24 protein-coding genes, 1 tRNA gene and 1 pseudogene are annotated in these 25,411 nt (G+C 57.3%); 11 read left to right on the top strand and 15 right to left on the bottom strand.

The window, feature by feature from the left end:
- Window positions 1–151: 151 nt before the first annotated feature.
- The 5 genes from GNP00_RS18745 to GNP00_RS18725 all read right to left on the bottom strand — a co-directional run bounded on the left by GNP00_RS18745 (window position 152) and on the right by GNP00_RS18725 (window position 4,427).
- On the bottom strand, window positions 152–769 hold the full coding sequence (locus tag GNP00_RS18745; protein WP_166016214.1) for a ribonuclease D: 618 nt from the start codon (window positions 767–769) through the stop codon (window positions 152–154).
- Window positions 769–2,157: a dipeptidase gene (locus GNP00_RS18740; protein WP_011583291.1), complete on the bottom strand. Its 1,389-nt coding sequence runs from the start codon at window positions 2,155–2,157 to the stop codon at window positions 769–771. The genes GNP00_RS18745 and GNP00_RS18740 overlap by 1 nt, the downstream gene beginning before the upstream one ends.
- 82 nt (window positions 2,158–2,239) lie before the next feature.
- Window positions 2,240–3,238, bottom strand: coding sequence for a BMP family lipoprotein (locus GNP00_RS18735; RefSeq protein ID WP_011583290.1), 999 nt, complete (start codon window positions 3,236–3,238; stop codon window positions 2,240–2,242).
- A gap of 184 nt (window positions 3,239–3,422) precedes the next feature.
- Window positions 3,423–4,082: a peptide-methionine (S)-S-oxide reductase MsrA gene (gene msrA / locus GNP00_RS18730; protein WP_011583289.1), complete on the bottom strand. Its 660-nt coding sequence runs from the start codon at window positions 4,080–4,082 to the stop codon at window positions 3,423–3,425.
- Window positions 4,083–4,106: 24 nt separating this feature from the next.
- Complete coding sequence (locus GNP00_RS18725; protein WP_011583288.1) at window positions 4,107–4,427, bottom strand: hypothetical protein; 321 nt, start codon at window positions 4,425–4,427, stop codon at window positions 4,107–4,109.
- A gap of 208 nt (window positions 4,428–4,635) precedes the next feature.
- Between GNP00_RS18725 and GNP00_RS18720 the strand changes: the two genes are divergently transcribed.
- Window positions 4,636–4,725: transfer RNA gene (locus tag GNP00_RS18720), tRNA-Ser, on the top strand.
- Window positions 4,726–5,018: 293 nt separating this feature from the next.
- Here the strand turns inward: GNP00_RS18720 and GNP00_RS18715 are convergent.
- The 9 genes from GNP00_RS18715 to GNP00_RS18675 all read right to left on the bottom strand — a co-directional run bounded on the left by GNP00_RS18715 (window position 5,019) and on the right by GNP00_RS18675 (window position 14,433).
- Window positions 5,019–6,503, bottom strand: coding sequence for a M81 family metallopeptidase (locus tag GNP00_RS18715; protein ID WP_011583287.1), 1,485 nt, complete (start codon window positions 6,501–6,503; stop codon window positions 5,019–5,021).
- Between the two features lie 113 nt (window positions 6,504–6,616).
- Window positions 6,617–7,399 carry a transporter substrate-binding domain-containing protein gene (locus tag GNP00_RS18710; protein ID WP_011583286.1) on the bottom strand — a complete coding sequence of 261 codons (783 nt, stop codon included), beginning with the start codon at window positions 7,397–7,399 and terminating at the stop codon, window positions 6,617–6,619.
- A 31-nt stretch (window positions 7,400–7,430) separates the two neighbouring features.
- Window positions 7,431–8,072: an amino acid ABC transporter permease gene (locus tag GNP00_RS18705; RefSeq protein ID WP_011583285.1), complete on the bottom strand. Its 642-nt coding sequence runs from the start codon at window positions 8,070–8,072 to the stop codon at window positions 7,431–7,433.
- The gene (locus GNP00_RS18700; protein WP_246259138.1) at window positions 8,072–8,767 is read right to left on the bottom strand and encodes an amino acid ABC transporter permease; all 696 of its coding nucleotides are present in this window, start codon (window positions 8,765–8,767) and stop codon (window positions 8,072–8,074) included. The genes GNP00_RS18705 and GNP00_RS18700 overlap by 1 nt, the downstream gene beginning before the upstream one ends.
- A gap of 90 nt (window positions 8,768–8,857) precedes the next feature.
- Window positions 8,858–9,589, bottom strand: a complete 732-nt coding sequence (locus GNP00_RS18695; protein WP_011583283.1) for an amino acid ABC transporter ATP-binding protein — start codon at window positions 9,587–9,589, stop codon at window positions 8,858–8,860.
- Window positions 9,590–9,952: 363 nt separating this feature from the next.
- Entirely contained in the window at window positions 9,953–11,380 is a 1,428-nt protein-coding gene (locus GNP00_RS18690; RefSeq protein ID WP_166016211.1) for an aldehyde dehydrogenase family protein, read from the bottom strand.
- A 10-nt stretch (window positions 11,381–11,390) separates the two neighbouring features.
- Window positions 11,391–12,644: a DegT/DnrJ/EryC1/StrS family aminotransferase gene (locus GNP00_RS18685; RefSeq protein WP_011583281.1), complete on the bottom strand. Its 1,254-nt coding sequence runs from the start codon at window positions 12,642–12,644 to the stop codon at window positions 11,391–11,393.
- A gap of 49 nt (window positions 12,645–12,693) precedes the next feature.
- Window positions 12,694–13,503, bottom strand: coding sequence for a shikimate dehydrogenase family protein (locus GNP00_RS18680; protein ID WP_166016209.1), 810 nt, complete (start codon window positions 13,501–13,503; stop codon window positions 12,694–12,696).
- Complete coding sequence (locus tag GNP00_RS18675) at window positions 13,504–14,433, bottom strand: dihydrodipicolinate synthase family protein (protein ID WP_011583279.1); 930 nt, start codon at window positions 14,431–14,433, stop codon at window positions 13,504–13,506.
- A gap of 105 nt (window positions 14,434–14,538) precedes the next feature.
- Between GNP00_RS18675 and GNP00_RS18670 the strand changes: the two genes are divergently transcribed.
- The 7 genes and pseudogenes from GNP00_RS18670 (at window position 14,539) to GNP00_RS18645 (ending at window position 21,405) form a co-directional block, all read left to right on the top strand.
- The gene (locus GNP00_RS18670) at window positions 14,539–16,068 is read left to right on the top strand and encodes a UxaA family hydrolase (protein WP_011583278.1); all 1,530 of its coding nucleotides are present in this window, start codon (window positions 14,539–14,541) and stop codon (window positions 16,066–16,068) included.
- A gap of 15 nt (window positions 16,069–16,083) precedes the next feature.
- Window positions 16,084–16,269: pseudogene (locus GNP00_RS23895) on the top strand (GntR family transcriptional regulator); the annotation flags it as partial.
- A 12-nt stretch (window positions 16,270–16,281) separates the two neighbouring features.
- On the top strand, window positions 16,282–17,055 hold the full coding sequence (locus tag GNP00_RS18665) for a GntR family transcriptional regulator (protein ID WP_246263732.1): 774 nt from the start codon (window positions 16,282–16,284) through the stop codon (window positions 17,053–17,055).
- Window positions 17,056–17,248: 193 nt separating this feature from the next.
- Window positions 17,249–18,235 (top strand): tripartite tricarboxylate transporter substrate binding protein, encoded by a 987-nt coding sequence (locus GNP00_RS18660; protein ID WP_011583276.1) that lies wholly within the window; start codon window positions 17,249–17,251, stop codon window positions 18,233–18,235.
- Window positions 18,236–18,351: 116 nt separating this feature from the next.
- Window positions 18,352–18,843: a tripartite tricarboxylate transporter TctB family protein gene (locus GNP00_RS18655; RefSeq protein ID WP_011583275.1), complete on the top strand. Its 492-nt coding sequence runs from the start codon at window positions 18,352–18,354 to the stop codon at window positions 18,841–18,843.
- Window positions 18,833–20,326 (top strand): tripartite tricarboxylate transporter permease, encoded by a 1,494-nt coding sequence (locus tag GNP00_RS18650; RefSeq protein WP_011583274.1) that lies wholly within the window; start codon window positions 18,833–18,835, stop codon window positions 20,324–20,326. Before GNP00_RS18655 ends, GNP00_RS18650 begins: the two co-directional genes overlap by 11 nt.
- Before the next feature lie 14 nt (window positions 20,327–20,340).
- On the top strand, window positions 20,341–21,405 hold the full coding sequence (locus GNP00_RS18645; protein WP_011583273.1) for an Ldh family oxidoreductase: 1,065 nt from the start codon (window positions 20,341–20,343) through the stop codon (window positions 21,403–21,405).
- A 73-nt stretch (window positions 21,406–21,478) separates the two neighbouring features.
- On the opposite strand, the gene GNP00_RS18640 is transcribed toward GNP00_RS18645, so the two are convergent.
- Entirely contained in the window at window positions 21,479–21,916 is a 438-nt protein-coding gene (locus tag GNP00_RS18640; protein WP_011583272.1) for an Lrp/AsnC family transcriptional regulator, read from the bottom strand.
- A gap of 131 nt (window positions 21,917–22,047) precedes the next feature.
- On the opposite strand from GNP00_RS18640, the gene rocF reads away from it, so the two are divergent.
- The 3 genes from rocF to GNP00_RS18625 all read left to right on the top strand — a co-directional run bounded on the left by rocF (window position 22,048) and on the right by GNP00_RS18625 (window position 25,395).
- Window positions 22,048–22,977: an arginase gene (gene rocF, locus GNP00_RS18635; protein ID WP_011583271.1), complete on the top strand. Its 930-nt coding sequence runs from the start codon at window positions 22,048–22,050 to the stop codon at window positions 22,975–22,977.
- A complete protein-coding gene (locus tag GNP00_RS18630; protein WP_011583270.1) occupies window positions 22,970–24,022 on the top strand; it encodes an ornithine cyclodeaminase in 1,053 nt (350 codons plus the stop codon). The genes rocF and GNP00_RS18630 overlap by 8 nt, the downstream gene beginning before the upstream one ends.
- 173 nt (window positions 24,023–24,195) lie before the next feature.
- Window positions 24,196–25,395: an OpgC family protein gene (locus GNP00_RS18625; RefSeq protein WP_011583269.1), complete on the top strand. Its 1,200-nt coding sequence runs from the start codon at window positions 24,196–24,198 to the stop codon at window positions 25,393–25,395.
- Window positions 25,396–25,411 lie beyond the last annotated feature (16 nt).

Raw genomic sequence — 25,411 nt, 5'->3', positions numbered from 1 at the left:
AAAAATAGAAAAGTTTATGTATTTTTCAGTATGAAACGGCGCAAATTCCAATATCCAAGCCAGACAGGCGAAACTACTTTACCCCTCAAAAGTTTCGTGGCGATAATTATTTCTAATAAATAGCGTGATAATCCAATCAGGCTTTTGTTTTTTAACTATGTGCAAATATGTCTTGCTCGTCCCAACCCATGAGATCCAGCTTTGCTCGTGTGGGCAAAAACTTGAAGCAAGCCTGCGCTTCCCGCGCGCGGCCGTCCCGCATCAGACGCTGTTGCAGCACGTCCGCCAGGCGATGAAGATAAAGCACATCGGACGCAGCATATTCCAGCTGTTCCGGAGTCAGCTGTTCCGCTGCCCAATCGGAAGACTGCTGCGCCTTGGAAAGATTTACCTGCAGAAGCTCGTAGCAGATATCCTTGAGGCCGTGACGATCGGTGTAAGTCCGCGTCAGGCGCGAGGCAATCTTGGTGCAGAAAACCGGATCGGGCATGACGCCGAACGAGTGGTAGAGAACCGCTATGTCGAAACGGGTATAGTGAAATAATTTCGTGATGCGCCGGTTTCGCAGAAGCGCGACAAGGTTTGGAGCGCGCCTCTGCCCTGCCGCGATCTGCACGACATCCGCCGTTCCGTCCCCTGGAGAAAGCTGCACCACGCATAGCCTGTCACGATGGGGATTGAGCCCCAGCGTTTCGGTATCGATCGCCACCGCGTCCACATCGTAGCGGGAGAGATCGGGCAGGTCGTATTGATGAAATCGGATCGTCATTAAATCGTCCCCTCAGCGAAAGCAGCGAGGATTCTTGCCCAGGACCGCTGTCCCATATGAAACGAATTAAGCTCGTATTTCTCGTTCGGAGAATGGATCCGGTCATCCGCCAGGCCAAAGCCGACGAGGAGCGATTCCATCCCGAGCACCTTTTGGAAATCGCCGACAATCGGGATGGACCCGCCCATCGCGATCGCCACAGCCGGCCTGCCCCACTCCTGCGATAAAACCTCCTGCGCGGTCTTCACCAGCGGCGAATCGTAGGAAAGCTGGATTGCGGGCGAACCGCCATGCGGCGCGAACTCCACCGAGCAGTCTTCCGGGATGCGCTCGCCAACAAAGGCGCGGAATGCCTCGCGAATTTTGGCAGGGTCCTGATTATGCACCAGGCGGAAAGAGATCTTGGCCGAGGCTTGCGCCGGGATAACGGTCTTGAACCCTTCGCCGGTGTAGCCGCCGGTAATGCCGTTGAATTCGGCGGTCGGGCGCGCCCAGATGAGCTCCAGGATCCCGCGCCCTTTTTCGCCCGCCGGCCGGGAGAGCCCGATGGGGCCGAGGACATTCTCCGGCGTGCTGCCCAAGGCCTTCCAGCTCTCGAGTATATGGGGCGGCGTTTCTTCCACGCCGTCATAAAAGCCGGGGATCGTCACGCGGCCATCCTCATCATGCATGGCTGCCAGGACACTGGCGAGCACGCGGATCGGATTCGCAGCGGCGCCGCCGAAGAAGCCCGAATGCAGGTCGCGATCAGCAGCCTTTACGGTAACCTCCTCACCGACCAAACCACGCAGCCCGACGCAGATGGCAGGGGTTTCGCGATCCCACATGGTTGTATCGCAGACCAGCGCGAAATCGGCCTTCAGCTCCTCTGCGTTGGCCTCCAGAAAGGGCCCCAGCGAAGGCGAGCCGGATTCTTCCTCGCCTTCCAGCAGAATACTGATACGGCAGGGCAGCTTGCCGTGTACTGCCTTGTAGGCGCGGCATGCCTCGATGAAGGTCATGAGTTGCCCCTTGTCGTCTGACGAGCCGCGCCCGGTGATAACCTTGCGGCCGGGCTCGACTTCCCTTACCTCCGGCGAGAACGGGTCACTTTCCCAAAGGGGCAGAGGATCGACCGGCTGCACGTCATAATGACCGTAAAAGAGCACATGCGGTCCCTCACCTTCGTGATGAGCAACCACCATCGGATGGCCGGCAGTTTCCCGCACGCTTGCCTCGAACCCGATCGAATGCAGATCTTTAGCGAGCCAGGCAGCAGCGCTCCGCACATCTTTTGCGAAGGCCGGATCGGTGGAAATCGATGGAATTGCCAACAGGTCGAACAAGCGCCCCAGGCTGCGGTCCAGTTCGTTATCCAAGTGATTGAGCACCGGTGCGAGATCAAGCATGGCGGTCTCCTTCAGTTGCGCATCGCGCCTCAGACAAGAAAAAGGGCCGCGCACGGCCCCTTTTCCGTTGCTGACGCATCGCTTACCAGTAAGGGCAGCTGTTGTCGTCCAGGTAGTTGTGGACAGTGACAGCACCCGAAATAATATCGGCCTTCGCCTTCTCCACCGCGTTCTTCATTTCCGCGGTGATGAGCGACTCGTTGTTCTCGTCGACCGCATAACCCACCCCTTCCTCTTTCAGGCCCCAATCCTCATGCCCGAAGGTGAACTCGCCATTTTTGGCGTCCATGAAGGAATCGTAGACGGCAAGATCCACGCGTTTCAGCATCGAGGTGAGCACGTGTCCCGGATGGAGGTGATTCTGATTGGCGTCGACGCCGATGCCCAGCTTTCCGGCATCCGCCGCAGCCTGCAAGACGCCGACACCAGTGCCACCCGCGGCGTGGTAAATGACATCTGCTCCCTGATCGATCTGCGTGCGGGTGATCTCGCCACCTTTCGTCGGATCGTTCCAGGCCGAAGGTGTGTCGCCGGTATAATTGCGGATCACGTTGGCGTCGGGCTTCGCGGCTTTCACACCGCCCACATAACCGCATTCGAACTTTCCGATCAGCGGCACCTGCATCCCGCCGACAAACCCGACAGTCCCAGTCTCCGACGCCATGGCCGCAAGCATTCCGACGAGATAGGAGCCCTCATGCTCCTTGAACGTGACGGAGCGGACATTCGGCTGGTCGACCTTATCGTCGATAATGGTGAAGCTCACATCGGGGTAGTCCGGCGCCACCTTATTGAGGAACTCCACCCAGGTGAAACCCGCCATCACTATGGGATTATGCCCGTTCTCGGCGAAACGGCGCAGGGCCTGTTCGCGCTGGGCATCATTGGAGATCTCGAACTCGGCATATTGAACGCCGGTTTCCTCCTTGAACTTCTCCGCGCCCATATAGGCCATTTCATTGAAAGACTTGTCGAACTTTCCTCCCAGATCATAGAGGAGCGCTGGGGAGGTCTCCTCCTGAGCCATTGCGGCGGTGACCATTGCTGTTGCGCCCAGAAGGCCGAGAACAATTTGCTTCATTTGATCCACACCCTGTCGGTTGCTCTGACACCGATCCCCACGCTTCCGCATGGTACGGTGCGCTATATGCCGGCAGGATTTTGCATCCTGCTTGAGAGCACTCTTGCACGGGCGCAGGGAAAATTCCACGCGGAAAACAGGTTAGAAAATGGAGCCGTGCGCCAAATAGGTGCGGCGTACTGGGCTATTGAACAGAGGCCCCCGGCATCGGGCAGGCGACGCCTGTTCCCTGCAGACCGCAATAGCCGCCGGGATTCTTGGCAAGATATTGCTGGTGCTCTTCCTCGGCAAAGAAAAAGGTTGGGGCACGGTCAATCTCGGTCGTTACCCGGTCTCTTCCGGCGCCTCTCAGCGCCTTCTCATATGCGTCCCGGGAAGCCTCGGCTTCGTGTAGCTGCGCGTCCGTGGTGGCGTATATGACGGACCGGTAAGTTGTGCCCACATCGTTTCCCTGCCGCATCCCCTGGGTCGGATCGTGGCTCTCCCAGAAAACCTTTAGAAGCGCGGAAAAGGAAACCACCTTCGGATCATAGACGACGAGGACCACCTCCGCATGGCCGGTGAGTCCCGTCGTGGTTTCCCGATAGGTGGGATTTGGCGTGAGCCCGCCGGCAAAGCCCACGGCAGTGACCCAGACCCCCTCCATCTGCCAGAAAAGGCGCTCGGCACCCCAAAAGCAGCCCATGCCGAACAGCACCTGCTCGGCACCTTCCGGATATGGACCCTTCAGGGGTCTGCCGTTGACGAAATGATGCTCGGCGGTGGCAATGGGCTGCGGGCGACCCGGCAATGCCTCCTGCGGGGAAGGAAGCCTGAGCTTCTTTTCCGAAGTCTGAAAGAACATGGGAGCTCTCCTCGGTTTGACCGGCTAGCGGGCGGCCAAAAGATCGCCCGGCCTTCGTCTTCGATAGCCAATGGCGTAAAGGATGAATGCGAGCGCGGAAAAAACGAGCCACCCGGGCAACGAAAGGATGGAGGTCATCACAGGATCCCACAGGTAGGAAACCGTGCGAGCCTGAATGAATCGTTGGACGGACAGCAGCGCATCGGGAAAGGTGGTCTGCCAGCTTTCCACCAATGGCGTGAACGTCCAGGCATCTGCCGCGATCGTGCGGGTTGCGTCGATAACCGCCATGACGACAGCGATGGCAAGGGCAAAAAGCGCAAGGATGCGAAAGATGAGCCGCATTGTGAAATCCGCCAATGGCTGTCAATGCTATTGCCAGTGAGATAAGGCTGCGAGAGCGACTTGGCAATCGCCGCGGATTCATAAGTTTTCAACCAAGAGAGAAAAGGCGTCTAAGCATCTTGGCATGCGGGGCTAATTCGACTAGATGAGCCCCGGGCTTTGCATGCCCCCGTGCAGCGGAAGGCTATATTCAGCTTTCGTTGCCTGTGGAGAGGTGGCCGAGTGGTTGAAGGCGCACGCCTGGAACGCGTGTATACGGGAAACCGTATCGAGGGTTCGAATCCCTCTCTCTCCGCCAGTTCCTATCTGATTTCATAAGCTTTTTAGTGGCAATAGGCGCCGAGCGACACGAAGGACGCGTGAAGCGCCCCTCCGTGCACCCTCGGTGGGTTGATGCTTCCTCGCCGTCTCAGCGGTCTGAATTCTTCAAGCTGCCGGTTAGCTCGTCACGATAGGCCAAAGGGCGGAGACTGGAGAGGCTCCTCCAAAGTCATATCCATCAAAGCGCCATGACCCACTCGCGGCGGCCGGCCTCGGAAAATCTCATGAATCTCCTTCCGTATTTGGAGGCGCTTTGTTGGCTGCTCCCCTCTAGCCCACCTTGTTGCACTCAAGAGGAGCAAACGACCACTGGACGATGTCGAGCGGGTAGAAGGGCCTCGCCTGGGTAAAAGGGAACTGATGCGGCTTAAAGGCTGTGAGGCCGGGAGTATCGACTGTAATCGTTCGAGCGATATCGGCGAAGGAGAGCTTGTAGTGGTTGGCTGCTCTGGCGACTACCGCCTGCTGGCTGGCCAGCGGAACACCCACCGCCTCGTAAAAGGCAGGATCATGCACGTTGGGAGCCATAGTTGTGACAATTACCGTGACAGCATCACAGGTCAGCACAGCGGCATCGCCAAAATCCGCTTCCGTTCCCGCCATATAAGGCCCGATATTCGTAAAACGCGCGCGGCAAAGTTTCCGGACGGTCCAGTCGCGTTCGAGCGGTGCGACCGAATGGGTGAAAGCGCCTCCGACGGCCATGCGGACCGTAGCGTTCTCTCCCGCTTCCCGTGCTGTTCTGACCGCCTGCGGATCATACACTGGAACAGCGACTTTTAGGCCCGGAAAATGTTCGAGGGCCACGCGCGCGATCTCGGGTGAATCGCCGGGGCCAGCGCCCATGACGCGATCGCCCTGGTCCCCGAGAGCGAGCAGTTGCCGCGAAGTGCGTGCAATTTCCAACGCCTTGTCGACAGACATGAGCTGCTCTTGGAATTCGTCGCGTGCCTTCCAGAGCATGTCGCTCAGATCCCTGCACGCATCAATGGCCGCCCCACTTCCGTTGTCATAGGCGAGAACGACCTGCCCGTATCCCGGCACGTCGAGAAAAGGATGGACGTTGAAGATTGACAGGTCGACGACATCGGAACGCGCGCGCCACCTATCCGCCGCCGCGCCGATCTCGGCGAGTGGCCCCGACCACGTCTCGTCGTTACCTCTGGTGAGAAAAGGAATCAGCGAATATATCGCACGCGGAGGCCGCGTTTCATTGGACAGGCTGTCAAGCAGCGTCATGGCCCGGACGCCCGTTTCCTCGATATCCGCGTGAGGAGTCGTGCGGAAGCTCGTTATGATCGTCGCCTGCTCCACCATTTGGGGTGTCAGGTAGGCATGCAGGTCGAGAGCAAGCGAGATCATGATGTCGTTGCCGACAACCTCCCGGAGCCGCGACAGCAGATACCCTTCCGTGTCGAGTGTGTGCTCCGCGAGTGTCGCACCGTGAAGGTCAAGACAGATCGCGTCAAAGTCTTGCATCCGCGCCGCCTGGACGAATTCGTCAACAATGTTATCGAACACCTTCTGTTCGATAGCTCCGCCCGGACGCGCACGGGCGCTGATCGAAGGTACGCAGCGATATCCGAGAGCTTCAGCGGTCTTTACAATACCGCTCAATGCCGTCGACGAAGCTCGGGCTTCCTCAAGGACGGCTTCTCCCCGCAGGAAGAGGAAATCCTTTTCGCGCGTCAGGATCGGATTGAATGAATGCCCCTCGTGCCAAATCTGGCCGACGAGGATTGAACGCTGAGCCATTTACTTTTCCCAATCGAGGGAGGGCTCCCGGCCTTCCCTGTTTAGTAATGGGGAGATACGAGCGGATGAGTCATTCCTTGGCTCATATCTCCCCGATATTCTTTGAGGCTGCTTTAGAAGGACTGTAGGTTCCCCAACTCTGCGCCGATCCACTTTTTGCTCAGCTCATTTAACTGGCCGCCCAGCCGATAAGAATAGATGAAGGTATTGATCAGGTGGAGGAACTCCAGATCGCCCTTTCGAAGCCCGATGGAATAGGGATTTAGCCCAAGCAGAAGTTTGCGCTCGTAATTCTCGGTGTCCCGCGCGACGAGTTTGTCGCCAATAAGCGTGCCTGTGGCGATAAACGGTACCTGTCCTGACAGGAATGCTGTCGCGGCGGTCGCATCATCCTCATATCTGCGGATCACTGCATCAGGCAGCATTCGGGTGACAACATTGTCCTGAATCGAGCCTCGAACGACAGCCACCGGCTTCCCGGACAAATCAGCAATGGAGGAGGCAGCCTCGCCTTTTTGCCCAAAGATCCAAATCTGATTTGCGCCGTAAGGTATGGTGAAGTTAACTGTCTTTGCGCGCTCCGGAGTCACGCCGAAAGTGGAAATCACCATATCTGCCCGATTGCTTTCGAGATAGGCAATTCGGTTTGGGCCGGTGACCGGAACGATCTCAAGTTCGACGCCGAGATCTTGAGCGATCATCTTCGCCATGTCGACATCGTATCCCACCGGCTGCATGTTTTCGTCGAGCATGCCGTATGGCGGCACCGCGGTGTCTATCGCGATCAGCACCTTGCCGCGGGATTCGATGGCCTCCAAAGTCTGTGCGGCAGCCAATGGGGCGCTTCCGACAAGTGCCGCAACGGCAAGCATGAATGTGCAGAGCAGTTGTTTCATTGTTGTTCCCTTCTTCATGGTTCTTCAATTGCTAATGTGCGGTTTTCTTCTCGAGAAATCGGCTAATCAATGAGATTGGATAGCAAATGCAAAAATATATGATGGCGACGGTCAAGAAGACTTGAAAAGCTTGAAACGTTGCATTGTTTACGAGCTGGCCAGCGCGCGTTAGCTCGACCAAGCCGACAATCGACGCCAGCGACGTGTTCTTGACGAGCTGGACAATGAAGCCGACGCTCGAAGGTGTGGCAAGGCGTATGGCCTGCGGGACGATCACATAGATCATCTGCTGCGCCCAAGACAGGGATAGGGACTCGGACGCCTCCCATTGGGCGATCGGTATCGACTGAATCGCGCTACGCCAAATTTCCCCCAGATACACGGCTGCAAAAAAGCTCAATGCGATGCAGGAGGCCATGAACGGGCTGACGACGATGCCCGCGAAAGCCAGCCCGAAATAGGCGAGGAACAGAAGAACGAGCGGCGGCACGCCTTGCCCAATGGCGACAATCGTGGCCGCGATTGCCCCGATCAGCTTGGAATTGCTCAGTCTCAGCAGGCAAATGCCTATACCGACAACACTACCGAGAACAAGAGATGCCAGCGACAGCCACACTGTGTATTGGGTGGCGTCGAGCAGAAAGTAAATGTCGTTGTAGGAAAACTCTCGCATTAGCGGCCTCTGGATCGCGCGCGCTTGGCCGATCTGCGCAAAATCCGCTGTTCAGGGAAAAAGAAGATTCCCATGCGAACGAGCACAGTCTTCAGGACAATAGACAGGGCTAGATACAGGGCTGCCAGAACAACGTAGACCTCGAAGCTTCGGAACGTCTGGGATTGGATCTGGCTTGCGGCGGCCGTCAGCTCCTCGGCCGAAATCTGTGAGACGATGCTCGACGCCAGCATGATCAGGATGAACTGGCCGCTCAGCGGAACCCAAATGTTCCTGAGCGCCTGAGGCAGTATTACATAGACGAAGGTCTGGATCTTCGAGAGGGCGAGGCTCTCGGCGGCTTCCTTCTGGGCGGGCGGGATAGATTGGAAGCCGGCCCTAAATATCTCTGCCGAATACGCGCCGCAGTTAATCACCAGCGCAACCAGGGCGGCCGGCAGCGGATCAAGCCGAAAGCCAACGCTCGATAGACCAAAATAGATAATGAATGCCTGGACGAGGAGCGGCGTGTTTCTGATGGCCTCGACATATGCTGCGCCGCATGTCCTCAGCAGGAGGTTTCCCCTATGCCTGCAAAGACCAACGATGATTCCAATCGCACTCCCTGCGGCACAGGCTCCGATTGTAAGCAGAATGGTCGTCAACGCCCCATAAAGGAGGGTGTCGTAGTTCTGCCATAGCCATCCAAATTGCATGAAATACATCGTGCTTTACCTGTCCATTGCGCGGTCGGCAGACGCTCAGGGAGGAGAGATCAGGGGGAAAGAGTTCAGAACATTGGGATGCTACAACCCGTTTCCTATGAACTGCCTGAGTTCAGGTGTCGCTGCCTGCGACAGGAGGTTGCGCGATCCGCGCTCCCACACAGTGCCCTGGTGCATGAAGACGATGCTGGTTGCCACAGAGCTTGCGAAGGCCATTTCGTGGGTAACGATCAGCATGGTCATCCCGTCACAAGCCAGCCTCTCAATCGTCTTTAGAACTTCGCCGGTCAGCTCCGGGTCCAGCGCCGAAGTCACCTCATCGAAAAGCATTAGGCGAGGCCGCATCGCAAGCGACCTTGCAATTGCTACCCGCTGTTGTTGCCCACCCGAGAGTTGGTTCGGATAAGAATCGAGTTTCTCCGAAAGACCCACTTGCGCCAGCACTTCGCCTGCAAGATCACGCGCTTCACCGAGCCCGATCTTCTTAACCTTGCGCGGAGCAAGCATCACGTTCTGTGCGACAGTGAGGTGGGGAAAAAGATTGTAGCCCTGAAAAACAATCCCGACCTCTCGACGCAAGGCGCGCAGGTCAACTTCAGGCACATGAAGATGATGCCCGCAGACTGTCAGTTGCCCCGCATTAATCTGCTCAAGGCCATTTACGCATCGCAGCGCCGTGCTCTTACCGGAACCGCTGCGACCAATGAGCGCGACGACCTCGCCCGCTTCCAATCGCAGATCGATGCCCCTAAGGACCTCAAGCGCTCCAAAGCTCTTCCTTACACCTTTGAAATCAACGATGTTCTCACCCATGAGGTGATCATTCCCCTCGTACCGTCAACCCGCTGGCTGGTTGTATCTCAGCTTCCTTATCCAAAAAAGCTATCACAATTGGTTTTTGTCGGCAATGATCTTTTTTGATTTCGGAAGAAGGCGGCAAGGAACGGCAGTAGTGTGCATTTCAACACGAAATAGCCAAACCGATAAAATGGACTTTGCAGACATTTTTTCCTGCCTGCAGGGGCTTAGACGCTCAATTTGTCGTCCAACAACGTAGAATTTCCCTCATATTTCCAGCGGCGAGCATACAATCACTTTAGCGCTGCGCTGAGTCATTAATAACGGCCTCACTGTGTGCGCGGCCGTTATGATGCCGACGAGCCTCACTGGCCAAGCCTAGGCGAGCGAGTAGCTTGTCTTTACAGTAGTGAAGAACTCGGCCGCGTAGCGGCCTTGCTCCCTTGGCCCGTAAGATGACCTCTTTCTCCCGCCAAACGGCACATGGAAATCGACTCCGGCGGTCGGCAGGTTTACCATGACCATTCCGGCTTCAGCGTTCTGCTTGAAATGCGTAGCGAATTTCAGGCTTTGGGTCGCGATGCCGGCCGACAGACCATAGGGCGTGTCGTTGGAGACGGCTAGCGCCTCCTCATAGTCCTTTACGCGGATAACCGCCGCCACAGGTCCGAAGATTTCTTCACGGGCGATGCGCATATCATTTGAAGCCTCCGTGAACAGCGCTGGCTCGAGATAAAAGCCGTTCGTCTCGCGCTCCAATCGCCGGCCACCGAAGTGAAGCCTGGCTCCTTCTTTCTGGCCGACTTCGATATAGTCGAGATCCTGCTGTAACTGGCTTTCGTCGACGACCGGACCAATATGCGTTCCCGGCTTGAGTGCATTGTCTACGACCAGGGAGCTAAGCCGCTGTGTCATAGCTTCGACAAAGCGATCGTGGATCCCTTCAGTCACGATGAGTCGCGAAGAGGCAGTGCAACGTTGGCCAGTCGAAAAAAATGCAGAGTTGGTTGCCGCTTCCACGGCGATCGAAAGATTGGCATCGTCCAGAACGACCATAGGGTTCTTGCCGCCCATCTCCAGTTGGAAGCGACGATTGTGCTCGATCGAGGCGGCCGCGACGTGCTTGCCGGTTTGCGTCGAACCGGTAAACGTAACTGCGGCGACATCTGGGCTCTCAAGAATTGCCTGGCCAACCACAGAACCCTTGCCCATGACGAGGTTCAATACTCCCGCAGGCAATCCCGCTCTCTGCAATATATCGACAATGGCCCAGGAACTGGCGGGAACAAGGTCGGCCGGCTTGAAGACGATCGCGTTTCCGTAGCAGATCGCCGGCGCGATCTTCCATGCGGGGATGGCGATCGGAAAATTCCATGGCGTGATTATGCCGATCACGCCCACGGGCTCCCGCGTTATCTCCACACCGATTCCCGGGCGAACCGATGGGATAATCTCACCGCTTAGCCTTAAGCTTTCGCCGGCGAAGAAATCGAATATCTGCGATGCCCTGACAACCTCGCCGATGGCTTCCGGCAGGGTTTTTCCCTCCTCCCTGGCAAGGAGCGAGCCAAGCTCGTCCTTGCGCGCCATGATTTCATCGGCAGCTTTGCGCAGAACAGAATGGCGCTGTAGTGGCCCCGAGCGGGACCAACTGGCAAAAGCGGCCTTGGCCGCAGAGATTGCGTCGAGCACATTCTCGCGGGTCGCCCGCGAATACACGCCAACGACATCGCTGGTGTCGGACGGGTTGATGTTCTCCGTTCCTTCGGCTTCGACCCACTCGCCGGCAATATAGTTCTTGAACACGTCCGCTCCTTCAGGCCGAAACACGGGAATAGGCGGCGATGACCTTTCCAATCGCGCCAGCAATTTGCACGAGGTGGCGTTCTTCCATGCGATCCGTCCACCACATGCAAATCGTTTCCTTGCACGCCTTCTCCGCCTCGGGGCAAAGCGGCGATCCGAAGTCGTCTTTGCGAACGCCTTCCAAGGTGAAGGGCCAGCCGGAATTTCCGAATGTCTTATGTTCCCGGATCATGGGATAACGGTAAAGCGGGATGGGGCCAGGATACCCAATGAATCCATCGATGCCCTCGGCCACCAGAGCTTTCATCAGCTCCGGTACCGAGACCGTCAATTTCGCGGGGTCGATTCGGAAGCTGTAGAAGAAATACACGCCGATCGTATCGCGCATGGGCAGGACCGGCGTCACCGCGACGCCCGAAAGCAGCTCCGTCAGCCTGTCGGCGGCTTTAATCCGTGCATCAACAAACTGCTCAAGCTGTTCAAGCTGACCAAGCCCCACGGCGGCTTGCAGTTCCGTCATGTGATAGTTCGTTGCGAGGAAAATATGATCGCGGCCGCCCTTCTCGCGTGGCCAGCCCTTGTCCGAGCAATGCCTGAGTTTCCGGCCGAAGCGTCCATCACCGTTGGTAATCACCATGCCGCCGTCGCCGGTGGTCATATGCTTCGATTGCTGAAAGCTGAAGCATCCAACATCGCCGATCTTGCCGCAAAGCTTCCCCTTGTAACATGCAAGATGTGCTTGAGCGCAATCTTCAATCACGAACAGATCATGCTTACGCGCGATTGCCATGATCGCATCCATGTCGGCGGGATGGCCATAGACATGCGTGACGATAATTGCCCGCGTGCGCGAGGTGATATTCTTCTCGATCGACGCAGGGTCAATGTTCTGTGTCACCGGATTAACATCGGCAAAGACGGGGATGGCCAGCTGGTAGATGATCGGGATCACCGTGCCCACGTCTGTGATCGGCGATAGGATGATCTCGTCTCCCGGTTCGGGATTCAGATAGGTGACCGCGACGTGAAGCGCTGCGGTTCCGTTCGAAACCGCCACCGCCGTATCTACACCGTATTTTTCCGCCCAACGGCGCTCGAACTCGGCGGTCTTCGGACCCGTGAGGAACGACAGCCTGCCGGTTTCCATGACATCCCGCAGATGCTCCGCTTCCTTAGCACCAAAGGTTCGACCGGAGGCATCGCGAAAACTCGGCAATACGCCCTCTATCGCCCTGGGGCCACCATTGACGGCAAGTTCTTTCATAATGCGTTCCTGTAGAGTTGAAGGGTAGAGGTGATGTCTTCTAGGTCCGTCAAAGGCCCATAAAGTCGGCCATGAGTTGGAGCTGGTGCTGAAGCATATGGCGGCCGTGATGAATTCGGCAGCTGGCCGCTTGCGCAGCACGCAGCAGGGGAGTCATTTCCGGCTCCATTATGACTTCTGCAACGACCATTCCCGCGTGTAATGTGGCAACATCCAGCGGCAGCGGATCTTCGGGTTTCATACCGAGTGTTGTGCCGTTGATGACAAGATCATGACCACCCGCGTCGCCCGAGCCGAGCGAGACGGACAGATCAGACCTGAACTTCCGCAAGCGGTCACGCAAATTTTCGATTTTGTGCCTGCTCCGGTTGGACAGGGTGATGTGCGAAATTCCGGCGTCTGCCAGCGCAAACGCGACTGCGCTCGCGGCACCGCCAGCTCCGGCAAGGAAGACGCGCATTCCAGCAGGGTCTACGCCTGCCGAGCGCAGCCCCTCAACGAACCCGATACCGTCAAGTTGGCCGCCAATCAGCCGGCCATCGGGTTCAAAGCGAAGGATATTTAGAGCGTTCACGGCGCGGGCCTGAGGTGTCAGCTCATCGCAAAGCGCCACAATCGACTGCTTGTGAGGAACGGTAACGATTGACGCATCGAGGCTTTTTATTTGTCGCAACGCTTCAACAACCTTCGCCAACTCTTCCGGTGCAACATCAAAGGGTACCATGACGGCGTCTTTTCCCCGCTCTGCTGCTATGCGATTGATTGCCGGAGGCGCTTTTACATGCTCGGTCGGATGCGCGAGAATTCCCAGCACCCGGGTGCGGCCGGTGATTTCACGGTTTTCGGGATGGTTGGGCATCTACTTGCCCCAGCTCAGCGCCAGAGGGTTCATGGCGTGCGCAAGTTCCAAAAGGCCGGCTTTGGTGGCAGGGTCAATCTGGGCAAGCGGATGACGCACATGGTCCGAGGCGATGACACCCCCCTCCTTCATGACGGTTTTTGCCGCCCGCAGGCCGCACTGACGGTTTTCATAGTTTATCAGCGGCAGGATCTTTTCGTAGGCGGCCATTGCCGCCTGTCGACGCCCGGCGCGATGGTGGTCGATAACGGGCCGAATGAGATCAGGCAGCAGGGCGCTGGACATGACACCAGTCGCCCCCGCATCGAGATCCGCCATCAACGTAATAGCTTCCTCTCCATCAAACGGCCCTTCGATCGCACCGCCCCCAACCTCGATAAGCCTACGCAGCTTGGCAGCAGTGCCGGGCACCTCGATCTTGAAGTAACGGACCAGGGGAAGGGAGCGCGCAATACGCGCCAGGAATTCAACGGAGAGCGCTACACCGCTCACGGGCGCATCCTGAATCATGATCGGAATGCCGGCGGAATCGGCGATGCGCGAGAAGTGCTCATAGATTGCGTCTTCGTCGATCCGGGTAATTACCGAACCCGCACCGTGGTAGGGTGGCATGACCATGATCAGTTCGGCGCCATGCTCAGCAGCATGTCGGGCGCGCGCCGCGGTTATTTGGGTGCTAAAGTGGCTGCAAGTGACCATTACCGGAACCCGTCCGGCAACATGCTCCAGGCAGAGTTTGGTGAGTTCCAATCTTTCGGTGTCTGAAATGAGGAACTGTTCTGAATAATTCGCCAGAATGCATATTCCATCGACCTTCTGGTCGATCATGCAATCGAGCACACGGCGCTGACCGTCGAGATCCAGTGTCCCGTCTCCGGCAAAAGGCGTTGGCGCGACCGGAAACAGCCCCGAATACGACTTCCTGTTCATACGACAAATTCCTCCGCAAAACTCAGCAAACCAAAAGGATGTCCTTGACTTCTTGATCGCTATCATAAATGACTTTTGCGCACAATAAGCAATATGGATTGCTACATGACCAGTCCCAAACTGCATCGCGCGGCCATTCGCCTACACGAGGCCGATAATGTCATTGTGGCCACCCGCCGCCTAGAGAGCGGGACTGATCTCGGGGAGACGGTCACGCTCGAGCCGATTCCGAACGGGCACAAGGTCGCGACATCCGAAATCAAGCCGGGTGATCATGTAATTAAGTACGGTCACGTTATCGGTGTCGCGAGCAAGCCGATAAGGCCAGGTCAGCATGTGCACTTGTCGAACCTCGCCATGCTGGAAAGCAAAACGGCACACGAGTTCGCAGTCGATGGCGGTCCGACCCCTCTCTTACCAGTCGAGGAGCGCAGAACCTTCGAAGGTTACGTCCGCGAGAACGGGCTCGTCGGGACGCGCAATTACATCGGCATCATCACGTCGGTGAATTGCTCTGCTACCGTCTCGCGAGCAATCGCCGATCATTATAAGACTAGAGGGTTCGGGGATTACCCAAATATCGACGGGGTTGTCGCGCTGACCCATGGGACCGGGTGCGCGATCCCGACCAACACGGAAGGCTATGTCTATCTTCGTCGCGTCCTGAACGGCTATGCCCGCAACCCCAACTTCGCCGCGATCCTGATCATTGGCCTGGGTTGCGAGACAAACCAGATCAGCCACCTCGTTGACGCATTCGAACTCCGGGATATCCCGCGGCTCCATACCATGACAATCCAGCAGGTGGGGGGCACACGCAAGACGATCGAGGAGGGCATTCGTGTTATCGATGGAATGCTTGAGGAGATAAACGCGACCAAGCGCCAGACCGTGCCGCTATCGGGGCTTAAAGTGGCTCTGCAGTGCGGTGGGTCCGATGCATACTCCGGAATCACGGCGAATCCTGCCCTTGGCTACGCATCTGATCTCGTCGTTAAGCATGGAGGGACGGCCGTCCTTAGCGAAACCCCCGAAATCTATGGCGCGGAGCATCTTCTTACCCGTCGCGCTGTCACATCCGAGATCGCCGAAAGGCTGATGGCGCGGATAGAGTGGTGGCGCAACTACACGTCCCTGAACGGCGCCGAGCTGAACAACAACCCTTCTCACGGCAACAAGGAAGGTGGTCTGACGACCATACTGGAAAAATCCTTGGGAGCGGTGGCCAAGGGCGGCTCCATGCCGCTGCAGGCTGTCTATGAGTATGCCGAGATCATCGACACCCCTGGTTTTGTCTTCATGGATACGCCTGGCTACGATCCCGTCGCAGTGACGGGTCAAGTTGCAGGCGGATGCAATCTCATCGTATTCACGACCGGACGCGGATCCGTTTCGGGCTTCAAGCCCGCGCCTTGCATTAAAGTTGCCACCAATACCGCCATGTACGAAAGGATGAGGGAGGACATGGATATCAATTGCGGTGGCATTATTGATGGCAGCGACACTATTGCGGACGCCGGGCAGCGGATTTTTGAGCGAATCATCGCGGTAGCATCCGGCGAGAAAAGCTTGAGCGAAACATTCGGCTATGGTGATAACGAGTTCGTTCCCTGGCAAATCGGGGCTGTCACTTAGAATGAGTAGGGGGCTATGTCGCATCGAACGCTAGCCAAAGAGGCAATAGCGGAGACTTTGAGAACTGCCCTCATCGAGAAGACGCTTCCTGAAGGCGCTGTCCTTCTGGAGGGTCCAATCGCGACGCTCTTCAATGCAAGCCGAACGCCCGTCAAACAAGCGCTCGCTACCCTGGAATCCGAAGGGCTGGTCCGGCGGTTCAAGGGGCGGGGATTGCTTGCGGGAAAAGAAGGAGAACCACTCCGAATTAAAGTGACCCCAGAGATGCTGAAGCTCAACCCGGAAGGTCATGAGTACCCTAAGACATTCGCGTGGGAGAGTTTTTATTACGACTTCGAGAAAACGGTCATTCTGCGCGCCGTGTACGGGACAGCCCGTGTGAATGAGTTGGCATTGTCGCGTCACTACGGCGTTAGCCGGACCGTCGCCGGTGACATCCTGAATAGAGGCGCGGAAAAGGGGATCGTTAGCAGAGACGAGAAATCGAGATGGTTCGTGAACCCGCTCGACGAAAGGCGCTTTCGTGATCTCTATGAGGTGCGGGCACTTCTGGAGCCGGCAGCTCTGCAAACCGCGATCGACCACGCTCCAGTCGAGTTCGTCCAAGGCCTCAGGTCGCGGCTTCTAAGAACGAGCGAACATTTCCCTGATGTCCAAGGCGCCGAGTTGGATGAGTTGGAGAAGGACCTCCATATCGATCTGCTTCAGTGGACCGGAAATATCGAGATCATCGAAGGACTCCGGCGTACGCATTGTGTGCTGGTTGCCGGAAAGCATATTCAGCGGGCAATCCGAGGAATGACGGGAATCGATGCATTCATGGGCGAGCATCTTGAGATCGTGGACGCTGTCCTGGAGAAGGACCATCAGTTAGCAAAAGCTCGTCTCTCCGCGCACCTACTGGCATCCAGTCGAAAGGCGGCCGAACGGATTCACGCATTTCGATCGGTAAACCAGATGGAATCTGTGAGCTATTTGGTAAGCTAGCCGCGGCGCTTTCGAAGCGGAACCGGAGCATTCCCCTGCCCCGGCCATGACTCCCCTGCACCTTTAGCCGGACAATAAGTTGCTGCGGAATGTGGCAGGGCAATTATTCCGCCCTTCCCAAAATGGTTATTGTATGCATTAATCGATTATGTTATCTGAACCGCTCCGCAGGAGAGCTTTGAGGGAGGAGACAATGCGTTACGCATTCAAACGAGATTTGCTAAAATCGATTGCCGCGGCCATCGTGGCGGTTGCAGCCGCGAGCCAGCCCGCATTTGCGTGGCCTGACAAACCCATTACGATGATCATTCCGTTTTCCGCCGGCGGCGGCACGGACGCGACCGGGCGGATGCTAGCCGCCCTGATGGAGAAGGAACTCGGGCAGCCGATCAACGTGGTAAACCGCCCGGGAGGCAATGGATTGGTAGGGCACTCCGCGATTGCCGCCGCTGCACCGGACGGGTACACGATCGGAGTCGCGACCACTGAGTCCATGTCCTATAAGCCGACCGGCCTTTCAGAGTTTCAGCCCACCAAGGATTTCACGCACTTGGCCGTTTACAACACTGATTCAACGTCAGTGGTGGTCAACGCGGATTCCAAGTTCGAAACGATTAGCGATTTGCTGGAGGCGATCAAATCCGGTGAAACGGTACGCGTTTCAACTGGAGGAGCTTTTGGCGGCTCCTATCAGATTGCGTTCGGTCTCCTTCTGAAGGATCGGGGAATTGACCCGATGCTGCCGACATATGTTAGCTCTCAGGGTTCCGCACCGGGACTTCAGGAGATGGTGGCGGGAGGAGTGGATGTTACTCTGACGACCCTGGCTGAAGCGGCGTCCCTCATCCAGGCCGGGAAAGTGCGCCCCTTGGCGACGATCGGGGATAAACGCAGTCCAACATATCCGGACGTCCCAACCACAGCGGAATCTCTTGGTGCTACAGAACTGACGTTCAGTTCCTGGCGCGGGGTAATGGCTCCTGCGGGAGTGCCGCAGGAGGTTGCCGATAAGCTTCGCGACGCCATCAGACAGGGCGCGGACTCGAAGGAATTCAAAGAGTTTATGGACAATCGCGGCTTTGGCGTCGCCTGGATTGTTGGTGAAGACCTTACATCGTTCCTTTCGGCAAGCGAAAGTGAGATGGCGACAGGGCTGAGGGAAATCGGCCTCGCGAAGTGACGCTCGCTGGTTAATCTGTCTGGAAACTCGCCGCGACGTAATGCAGCGAGCTTTCCGGACCGGCACTCGCCTTTGTCCGCTCATGTCGACGCTCAGTATTAAAGAAGCGCCTCGCAATGAAATTCAACGACACGGTCATATCCTCGCTGTTACTCATTGTAGCAGGACTCATGTACTATAATGCGAAGACGTTGCCTTCTCTGCCTGGACAGACTGTCGGACCTGCGCTTTTCCCAATAACGATTTCCATCATGCTGGGTCTTGTCAGCATGGCGATCCTATTGAAATCCATAACGGGCAAGCGAAAAGAGAGATGGCTGACCCTCGATAATGCCATTCTCTCTCCGAGAAGCCTGATTTCAATCTTTCTCGTGCCCGCCTCTGTCGTGTTTTATATCGCCTTTGCAAACACCGCAGGCTTTCTCATCGTGTCAACAGTTATACTGTTTGTCATGATGGTGGCCTTTAGGGCTAAACTCTATATAGCTGCCCCGCTTGCCGTAGTCGTTTCGTCTGTCAGCTTCCTGCTGTTCCGCGGCGTTCTTCTCGTTCCGTTGCCTGAAGGCGCGGTGGAACGCGTGCTCATGGAACTTAGCCATGCTGTCTGAGGTCATTGCCAATATACTAACAACGCAGACAATTATTGCGATTATCGGGGCTGCAATTTTCGGCATGTTCATGGGCGCCATTCCCGGCCTGACGGCTACGATGGCGACAGCCCTCCTCGTCCCGGTCACGTTCTTTCTCGACCCGGTTCCTGCCATTGCGACCATGATCACCGCCGTGGCGGTTGCTATTTTTGCGGGGGATATCCCTGGCTGTCTTCTTAGGATGCCAGGCACTCCCGCCTCTGCAGCATATACGGACGAAGCCTATCAGATGGCGCTGAAGGGCGACGCCAAGAAGGCACTTGGGATCGGCTTGCTCTCATCCTCATTTGGGGGGCTTTTTGCTACCGCAGTGCTCGTCTTTGTCGCGCCGTCGCTTGCGGAGTTTGCCGTTCGATTCAGTTCGGCCGAATATTTCTGGCTCGTCGTATTGGGTCTGAGCTGCGCCGCTGGAATAGGGGCGAGCGATCCCCTCAAGGGGCTCGCCATGCTCATGCTCGGGCTGGCCGTGTCGATGGTCGGCATGAACAACAATGCCGGTATCCCGCGCTTCACCTTCGGCGAAATGGCTCTCCTGGACGGGGTGTCGCTCATTCCAATGATGGTGGGAATGTTCGGGATATCGGAAATTCTTCGCTATGCGTCAAACAGCAAGAGGGACTTTGGCGATCCGATTAGATCGACCGGGAGCGCAATTAGGACATCTGCTGCAATCATCGCCAGGTATCCAGTCCAACTGCTTCGAGGAAGCGCTCTGGGCACGGTGGTAGGTGCATTGCCCGGTGCTGGCGCGGATATTGCGGCCTGGATGTCGATGGGCATAAGCAAGAGCCGGTCCAAAACCCCGGCGAAGTTCGGCTCTGGCCACCCAGAAGGTCTCGTTGAGGCTGGTGCGGCCAACAATTCGTCACTCGCCAGTGCGTGGATACCCGCGCTTGTATTCGGGATTCCCGGCGATTCAATAACCGCTATCGTCATTGGCGTGCTCTACATGAAGAATCTCAATCCCGGTCCTGAGCTTTTCACCACGAATGCGCCACAGCTTTATTCACTTTTTGCGATCTTCGTGATCGCTAATCTGATTATGATCCCGGTCGGATGGGCAGCAATACACGGTGGATCCTTTATAACGCGGATACCAAGAAGAATAATAATGCCATGCATCTTGCTATTCTGCATACTCGGAAGCTATTCCATAAACAATAGCACTTTCGATATCGCCATCATGCTGTTCTTCGGGGTTCTTGCGTATTTCCTCGAAGAGGCAGGCTTCCCGATTGCCCCGGCTATTCTCGGCGTTGTCTTAGGACCGATGCTGGAGAACTACTTTGTTACCACAATGACGAGCTCAGGTGGCGACATCTTCGCATTTGTCAGCCGGCCGCTCGCGGCTGTAATCGCCCTTCTTCTTGTCAGCGTCTGGTCCATTCCGCTGATCTGGCGGCTTCGGCAGAAGGGAAGTGCGTCCATAACACGGAGCTGAAAAGGGATATCCAAATGAACTCACAGCAGTTCTATGATGCGAACGCGTTGAAGGACTACGCCAGGAACCTTCTCAAGGCGCTGGACGTCCAGACTGATATCGCCGAAGTTGTGGCTGATGTCCTTGTTGAAGGAGATTTGCTGGGGCACAGCACACATGGCCTCGCACAGCTGCCCAGCTATCTTGACAATCTAGCCAAGGGGCAGATGAAGCCTTCAGGGACTTATTCCGTGGTCAGTGATTTTCCAGCGGCCACCACATGGGATGGGCAGTGGCTGCCTGGCCCATGGCTGACAAGAACAGCATGTATTGAGGCAAAAACGCGCGCAAGAAAGTTCGGCACAGGGACCGTTGTTATTCGCCGTTCACACCACATTGCATGTCTTGCGGCCTATCTCGAGCCGCTAACGGCCGAAGGCTTTGTGTGCATTATCCAAAGCTCAGACCCCGCCGTCAAAGCAGTCGCGCCCCATGGCGGGACTCGTCCGTTTCTTACGCCAAATCCGGTCGCGGTTGGCATCCCGACGAAAGGTGATCCGATCCTGATCGACGTTTCCATGTCTATCGCGACTGTCGGTATGGCACGACGTCTCATTGCTTCCGGTGAGCGGGCGCCTTTCCCTTGGTTGCTGGATGGCGATGGACATCCAACTGACGATCCCAACGTCATAGACGCCGACCCCAAGGGGAGCCTGATGCTGTTGGGAGGGATCGAGGCCGGGCACAAAGGCTTTGGCTTGGCGCTTATGGTTGAAGCACTTACGGGCGGACTTGGTGGGCATGGTCGTGCTGACAAACCAACCAACTGGGGAGCGTCGGTTTTCGTGCAGGTTCTAGATCCCGACGCATTCGGCGGGAAGGAGGCGCTCCTGAGGGAAATGAGTTTCATCGCCGACGAGTGTGTCTCCGGTCCGTCGCGCGATATCAACAACCCTGTAAGAATGCCCGGCTCGGCTGGCCTCAGGCGCAAGCGTGAAGCTCTCGAGCGCGGCGTTCCCCTTCATTCCATCATAATGGAGAGCCTCACCCCATGGGGTGAACGTTTCGCCATATCCGCCCCCCAACCAAGCGGCGCCTAAGCGCACGGCATGCGTGTTCGGCGATGGCGAAGCCCACGTCCTGCCTGCACGGCGGCGGCGGTACGCCTTGAAATTATAGTTTGGCTTTGGTGCTGCGCGGCGTAGCCAACAGAAGACTGGTCTCGCTGTTTGCAATGCCGGCAATGAGGCGTATGCGGCGCAGCACGGCATCGAAATCAGCCAGTGTGCTCGTTCCCAGTTCCACGATCAAATCCCACCGACCATTCGTCGTATGGATCGCCGAAACCGCGGGCAAGCCCCCAAGCGTCCGGATTACCCTGTCGGTCACCTGACCTTCGATTTCGATCATCATGATGCCACGAACCGGTTGGTTGGTCGTGTCGGCGCGTAGGATGACCGTATAGCCGACGATCTCGCCGGAGTGCTCCAGCCGTGCAAGCCGGGCGCGAGCGGTGGCGCGCGAGACGCCAAGGTCGGCTGCCAGGTCGGAAATGCTTCGGCGGGCATTGTGGCGAAGCAAAGTGATCAATCTTTCGTCCAGTTCGTCCATTCTGCTTCTCGATCTGGCAATTTTTGCTTCTCAGAATGTAAATTAGCACGCTCGCCTTGCCAAATCACGCCATATAAACCGCCGCGCGGTTCAGCTTTAATCCGCTGGAAAAAGCTGCGAGACAAAAAGGCATGCGTTGCAAAATCCTGGGGGCACCCGTTCAAGACGGTGCAGGGTGCAGAGGATGCGACATGGGCCCGAGCGCGCTTCGCGTCGCGGGATTGGTCGAAGCATTGAGCGAGCTTGGCCACACAGTCGAGGATCTGGGCAATGTGAGCCCCAAGCTTCAGTCTCCACTTGCCCATCCGAACTCAGTCCTCAGGTCATTATCCGAGATCGCCGGCTGGACCGCCGCTCTTGCAGAGGCGGCCTATCGCGCCAGCGCCGACGCGCTGCCCATCTTTCTCGGCGGCGACCACAGCATATCCGCTGGAACGGTTTCCGGCATCGCTCAACGGGCTGCAGAACTCAGGCGTCCGCTTTTCGTGTTATGGCTCGATGCGCACACCGATTTCCACACGCTGGACAGCACGGTGAGCGGCAACCTTCATGGGGTGCCGCTGGCCTATGCCACCGGACAACCGGGCTTCGACGGCTATTTCCCTCCGCTAATGGCCGCCGTCGATCCATTCCGCACCTGCGTAATGGGCATCCGCAGTATCGATCCCGCTGAACGTATCGCCATCAATGAGGCGGGCGTGACCATGTACGATATGCGCGCCATCGACGAGCACGGCGTTGCGCCGCTTCTGCGCGCTTTTCTGGAGCGGGTCGCCTCGCAGGACGGACTGCTGCATGTCAGCCTGGACGTCGACTTCCTCGATCCCTCGATCGCGCCGGCGGTCGGCACCACCGTGCCGGGCGGAGCGACCTTTCGCGAGGCACATCTGGTGATGGAAATGCTGCACGATAGCGGCCTCGTCAGCAGTCTGGACCTGGTCGAGCTCAATCCCTTTCTCGATGAACGTGGCCGCACGGCAACCCTGATGGTCGATCTGGCCTCCAGCCTGATGGGACGCCGCATTATGGACCGGCCGACGCGGAGCTACTCACATGGATAATTTGAATATCGTCCCCTTTGTCAGCGTCGATCACATGATGACGCTGGTGATGCGCACCGGCGTAGAGCAATTCCTGACCGAACTTGCCGGCTATATCGAGGAAGACTTCCGCCGCTGGCCGCTCTTCGACAAGACGCCGCGCGTGGCCTGCCACAGCCGCGATGGAGTGATTGAGCTGATGCCGACGAGTGACGGCCAGCTCTACGGCTTCAAATATGTAAACGGACATCCGTGCAACACCCGCGAGGGGCGCCAGACGGTTACAGCCTTCGGCGTCCTTGCCGATGTCGGCAACGGCTATCCGATGCTCCTGACGGAAATGACCATCCTCACAGCGTTGCGCACGGCGGCCACCTCGGCTCTGGCCGCCAGATATCTTGCGCCACAACACGCCGACTGCATGGCGATCATCGGCAATGGCGCGCAGTCGGAGTTCCAGGCGCTCGCGTTCAAGGCTCTGCTCGGCATTCGAAAACTCAGATTGTTCGACCTGGACCCGTCCGCATCGCGCAAATGCGCGGTGAACCTGGCGGGAAAGGGCTTTGATATCACCCTCTGCGAGACGGGACAGGAGGCGGTGGAAGAGGCCCAGGTCATAACCACTGTTACGGCTGACAAGCAGCGCGCAGCGATTTTGACCGACAATATGGTAGGGCCGGGAGTGCACATAAATGCCGTCGGCGGCGATTGCCCAGGCAAGACCGAGTTGCACCGCGACATTCTGCTGCGCTCCGAAATCTTCGTCGAATATACGCCCCAGACCCGCATCGAAGGCGAGATACAGCAGTTGGCGCCTGATCATGCCGTCACGGAACTGTGGCAGGTTCTAGCGGGCGAAGCAGCGGGCCGTCACGATAACCGGCAGATCACGCTGTTCGATTCCGTCGGCTTCGCCATCGAAGACTTTTCAGCGCTGCGTTACGTCCGCGACAAGCTGCAATCGACGGGCCTGTTCGACAGGCTCGACCTGCTCGCCGACCCGGATGAGCCCCGCGATCTCTTCGGGATGCTTCTGCGGCATGCCGCCAGGCAAACGGCGGCCTAGGCCCGGCCATCGACGTGGCCGTTACCGCCGCGCCGGCTTGTTGTCGTTGGGCAGGGAGCCCGCCCGGGAGTGACACAGTACAAACGCGCCGAACAGATCGTGATTCTGTTCGGGGAACCTGATCGGGTTAGTCCTGTTCTCCTGCGGGGGCGCTCCCAAGCTGACGAGAGTTCATGCGACGCCTAGATATATTGGACGGCATGCGAGGATACTTCCTCGTCTTCATGATGCTGAATCACCTGGCCTTCACTGGTGGATATTTGCTGGTGAAGTTCAATCACAGCGAACTTGGTTATGTGCAGGACGCGCAGGGATTCGTGTTCTTGTCGGGCTTGCTGGTCGGCATGGTCTATGCTCGCCGTATGCTGAAAGAAGGATATGCAGCGGGTGCCCGCAAAGTCCGCAAGCGGGCGTTGGAGATATACCGCTATGCGGCAGGCTGTATCTTCGCGGTCGTGATCCTCGGCTTGATCTTGAGCAAATCCTCTACCTATTGGGAACCCTGGCTTTGGAAGCTTGCCAGCCATGATCCCTTCTACGCCATCGCATCGCTGCTGCTGCTCTACCAGCCCACCTATATGGATATCCTGCCGCAATACATCATCTACATGCTGGTCTCGCCGCCGCTTATCTGGCTTTGCGTGACCGGACGCTGGGGGTGGGTTGCCGCAACGACAATTATCGTCTGGGTCGCCGCGCAGCTCGGGCTGTACATTCCACTGGGCGCCGGCACGCACCGTGCCATGGAATGGATATATGAGGGCGAATTGTTCCGCTCGGCCTTCAATGTGTTCGGTTGGCAGATTGTCTTCATGTCCGGCCTTATTCTCGGCGCGCTGACCGCGACCAAGCAGATCGACTGGAGCAGGATGATCACGCCGGAGAAGGCCGCTCCGGCCTGGGCAGCCCTAGCGCTCGTGCTGATCTTCATGGTCGTTCGTCTTGGCTTCACTTTCGGTTTCCTGCCTGAAGACATGGCGCAGCGCTTCACCAGCCTCGACAACCGGGTCGAGTTCAGCTTCGTTTATCTGGTGAATTTTATGGCGACAGGATATCTGGTTGCCTGGGTGGTCATGGCCGGCTCAGCCTCGGAAAACCGGATCGTCCGAGCGATGAGCAGTGGATTGCGCCGCATTTTCAACCTGTCGTTCCTGCGCCTCATCGGCCGCCATTCGCTTCAGGTCTATGTCTGGCATGTGGTCGTTGTCTATCTGTTGAAGAGCGCCGATTATCACTATGGTCCGTTCTCGGAATGGATCAAGACGGCGATTGCTCTTCTGGCCGTGGGGTCGCTTGCCATACCCGCCCTGTATCGAGAGCGGACGAGCCTTTTCGGCACCTTCTCCGTTGCTGGTGACGCACGCGCAAAGTGAGCCGCTACCAGCCCGG

The organism is Chelativorans multitrophicus (genome assembly GCF_011317445.1).
Taxonomy (GTDB): Bacteria; Pseudomonadota; Alphaproteobacteria; order Rhizobiales; family Rhizobiaceae; genus Chelativorans; species Chelativorans multitrophicus.
This window is presented reverse-complemented; position numbering and strand designations above follow the sequence as displayed.

Excerpts from the sequence above, each read along its gene's own strand:
- GNP00_RS18745 (WP_166016214.1), bottom strand. The coding sequence starts at position 769 with ATGACGATCCGATTTCATCAATACGACCTGCCCGATCTCTCCCGCTAC.
- GNP00_RS18740 (WP_011583291.1), bottom strand. The coding sequence starts at position 2,157 with ATGCTTGATCTCGCACCGGTGCTCAATCACTTGGATAACGAACTGGAC.
- GNP00_RS18735 (WP_011583290.1), bottom strand. The coding sequence starts at position 3,238 with ATGAAGCAAATTGTTCTCGGCCTTCTGGGCGCAACAGCAATGGTCACC.
- msrA (WP_011583289.1), bottom strand. The coding sequence starts at position 4,082 with ATGTTCTTTCAGACTTCGGAAAAGAAGCTCAGGCTTCCTTCCCCGCAG.
- GNP00_RS18725 (WP_011583288.1), bottom strand. The coding sequence starts at position 4,427 with ATGCGGCTCATCTTTCGCATCCTTGCGCTTTTTGCCCTTGCCATCGCT.
- GNP00_RS18715 (WP_011583287.1), bottom strand. The coding sequence starts at position 6,503 with ATGGCTCAGCGTTCAATCCTCGTCGGCCAGATTTGGCACGAGGGGCAT.
- GNP00_RS18710 (WP_011583286.1), bottom strand. The coding sequence starts at position 7,399 with ATGAAACAACTGCTCTGCACATTCATGCTTGCCGTTGCGGCACTTGTC.
- GNP00_RS18705 (WP_011583285.1), bottom strand. The coding sequence starts at position 8,072 with ATGCGAGAGTTTTCCTACAACGACATTTACTTTCTGCTCGACGCCACC.
- GNP00_RS18700 (WP_246259138.1), bottom strand. The coding sequence starts at position 8,767 with ATGCAATTTGGATGGCTATGGCAGAACTACGACACCCTCCTTTATGGG.
- GNP00_RS18695 (WP_011583283.1), bottom strand. The coding sequence starts at position 9,589 with ATGGGTGAGAACATCGTTGATTTCAAAGGTGTAAGGAAGAGCTTTGGA.
- GNP00_RS18685 (WP_011583281.1), bottom strand. The coding sequence starts at position 12,644 with ATGAAAGAACTTGCCGTCAATGGTGGCCCCAGGGCGATAGAGGGCGTA.
- GNP00_RS18680 (WP_166016209.1), bottom strand. The coding sequence starts at position 13,503 with ATGCCCAACCATCCCGAAAACCGTGAAATCACCGGCCGCACCCGGGTG.
- GNP00_RS18675 (WP_011583279.1), bottom strand. The coding sequence starts at position 14,433 with ATGAACAGGAAGTCGTATTCGGGGCTGTTTCCGGTCGCGCCAACGCCT.
- GNP00_RS18670 (WP_011583278.1), top strand. The coding sequence starts at position 14,539 with ATGACCAGTCCCAAACTGCATCGCGCGGCCATTCGCCTACACGAGGCC.
- GNP00_RS18660 (WP_011583276.1), top strand. The coding sequence starts at position 17,249 with ATGCGTTACGCATTCAAACGAGATTTGCTAAAATCGATTGCCGCGGCC.
- GNP00_RS18655 (WP_011583275.1), top strand. The coding sequence starts at position 18,352 with ATGAAATTCAACGACACGGTCATATCCTCGCTGTTACTCATTGTAGCA.
- GNP00_RS18650 (WP_011583274.1), top strand. The coding sequence starts at position 18,833 with ATGCTGTCTGAGGTCATTGCCAATATACTAACAACGCAGACAATTATT.
- GNP00_RS18645 (WP_011583273.1), top strand. The coding sequence starts at position 20,341 with ATGAACTCACAGCAGTTCTATGATGCGAACGCGTTGAAGGACTACGCC.
- GNP00_RS18640 (WP_011583272.1), bottom strand. The coding sequence starts at position 21,916 with ATGGACGAACTGGACGAAAGATTGATCACTTTGCTTCGCCACAATGCC.
- rocF (WP_011583271.1), top strand. The coding sequence starts at position 22,048 with ATGCGTTGCAAAATCCTGGGGGCACCCGTTCAAGACGGTGCAGGGTGC.
- GNP00_RS18630 (WP_011583270.1), top strand. The coding sequence starts at position 22,970 with ATGGATAATTTGAATATCGTCCCCTTTGTCAGCGTCGATCACATGATG.
- GNP00_RS18625 (WP_011583269.1), top strand. The coding sequence starts at position 24,196 with ATGCGACGCCTAGATATATTGGACGGCATGCGAGGATACTTCCTCGTC.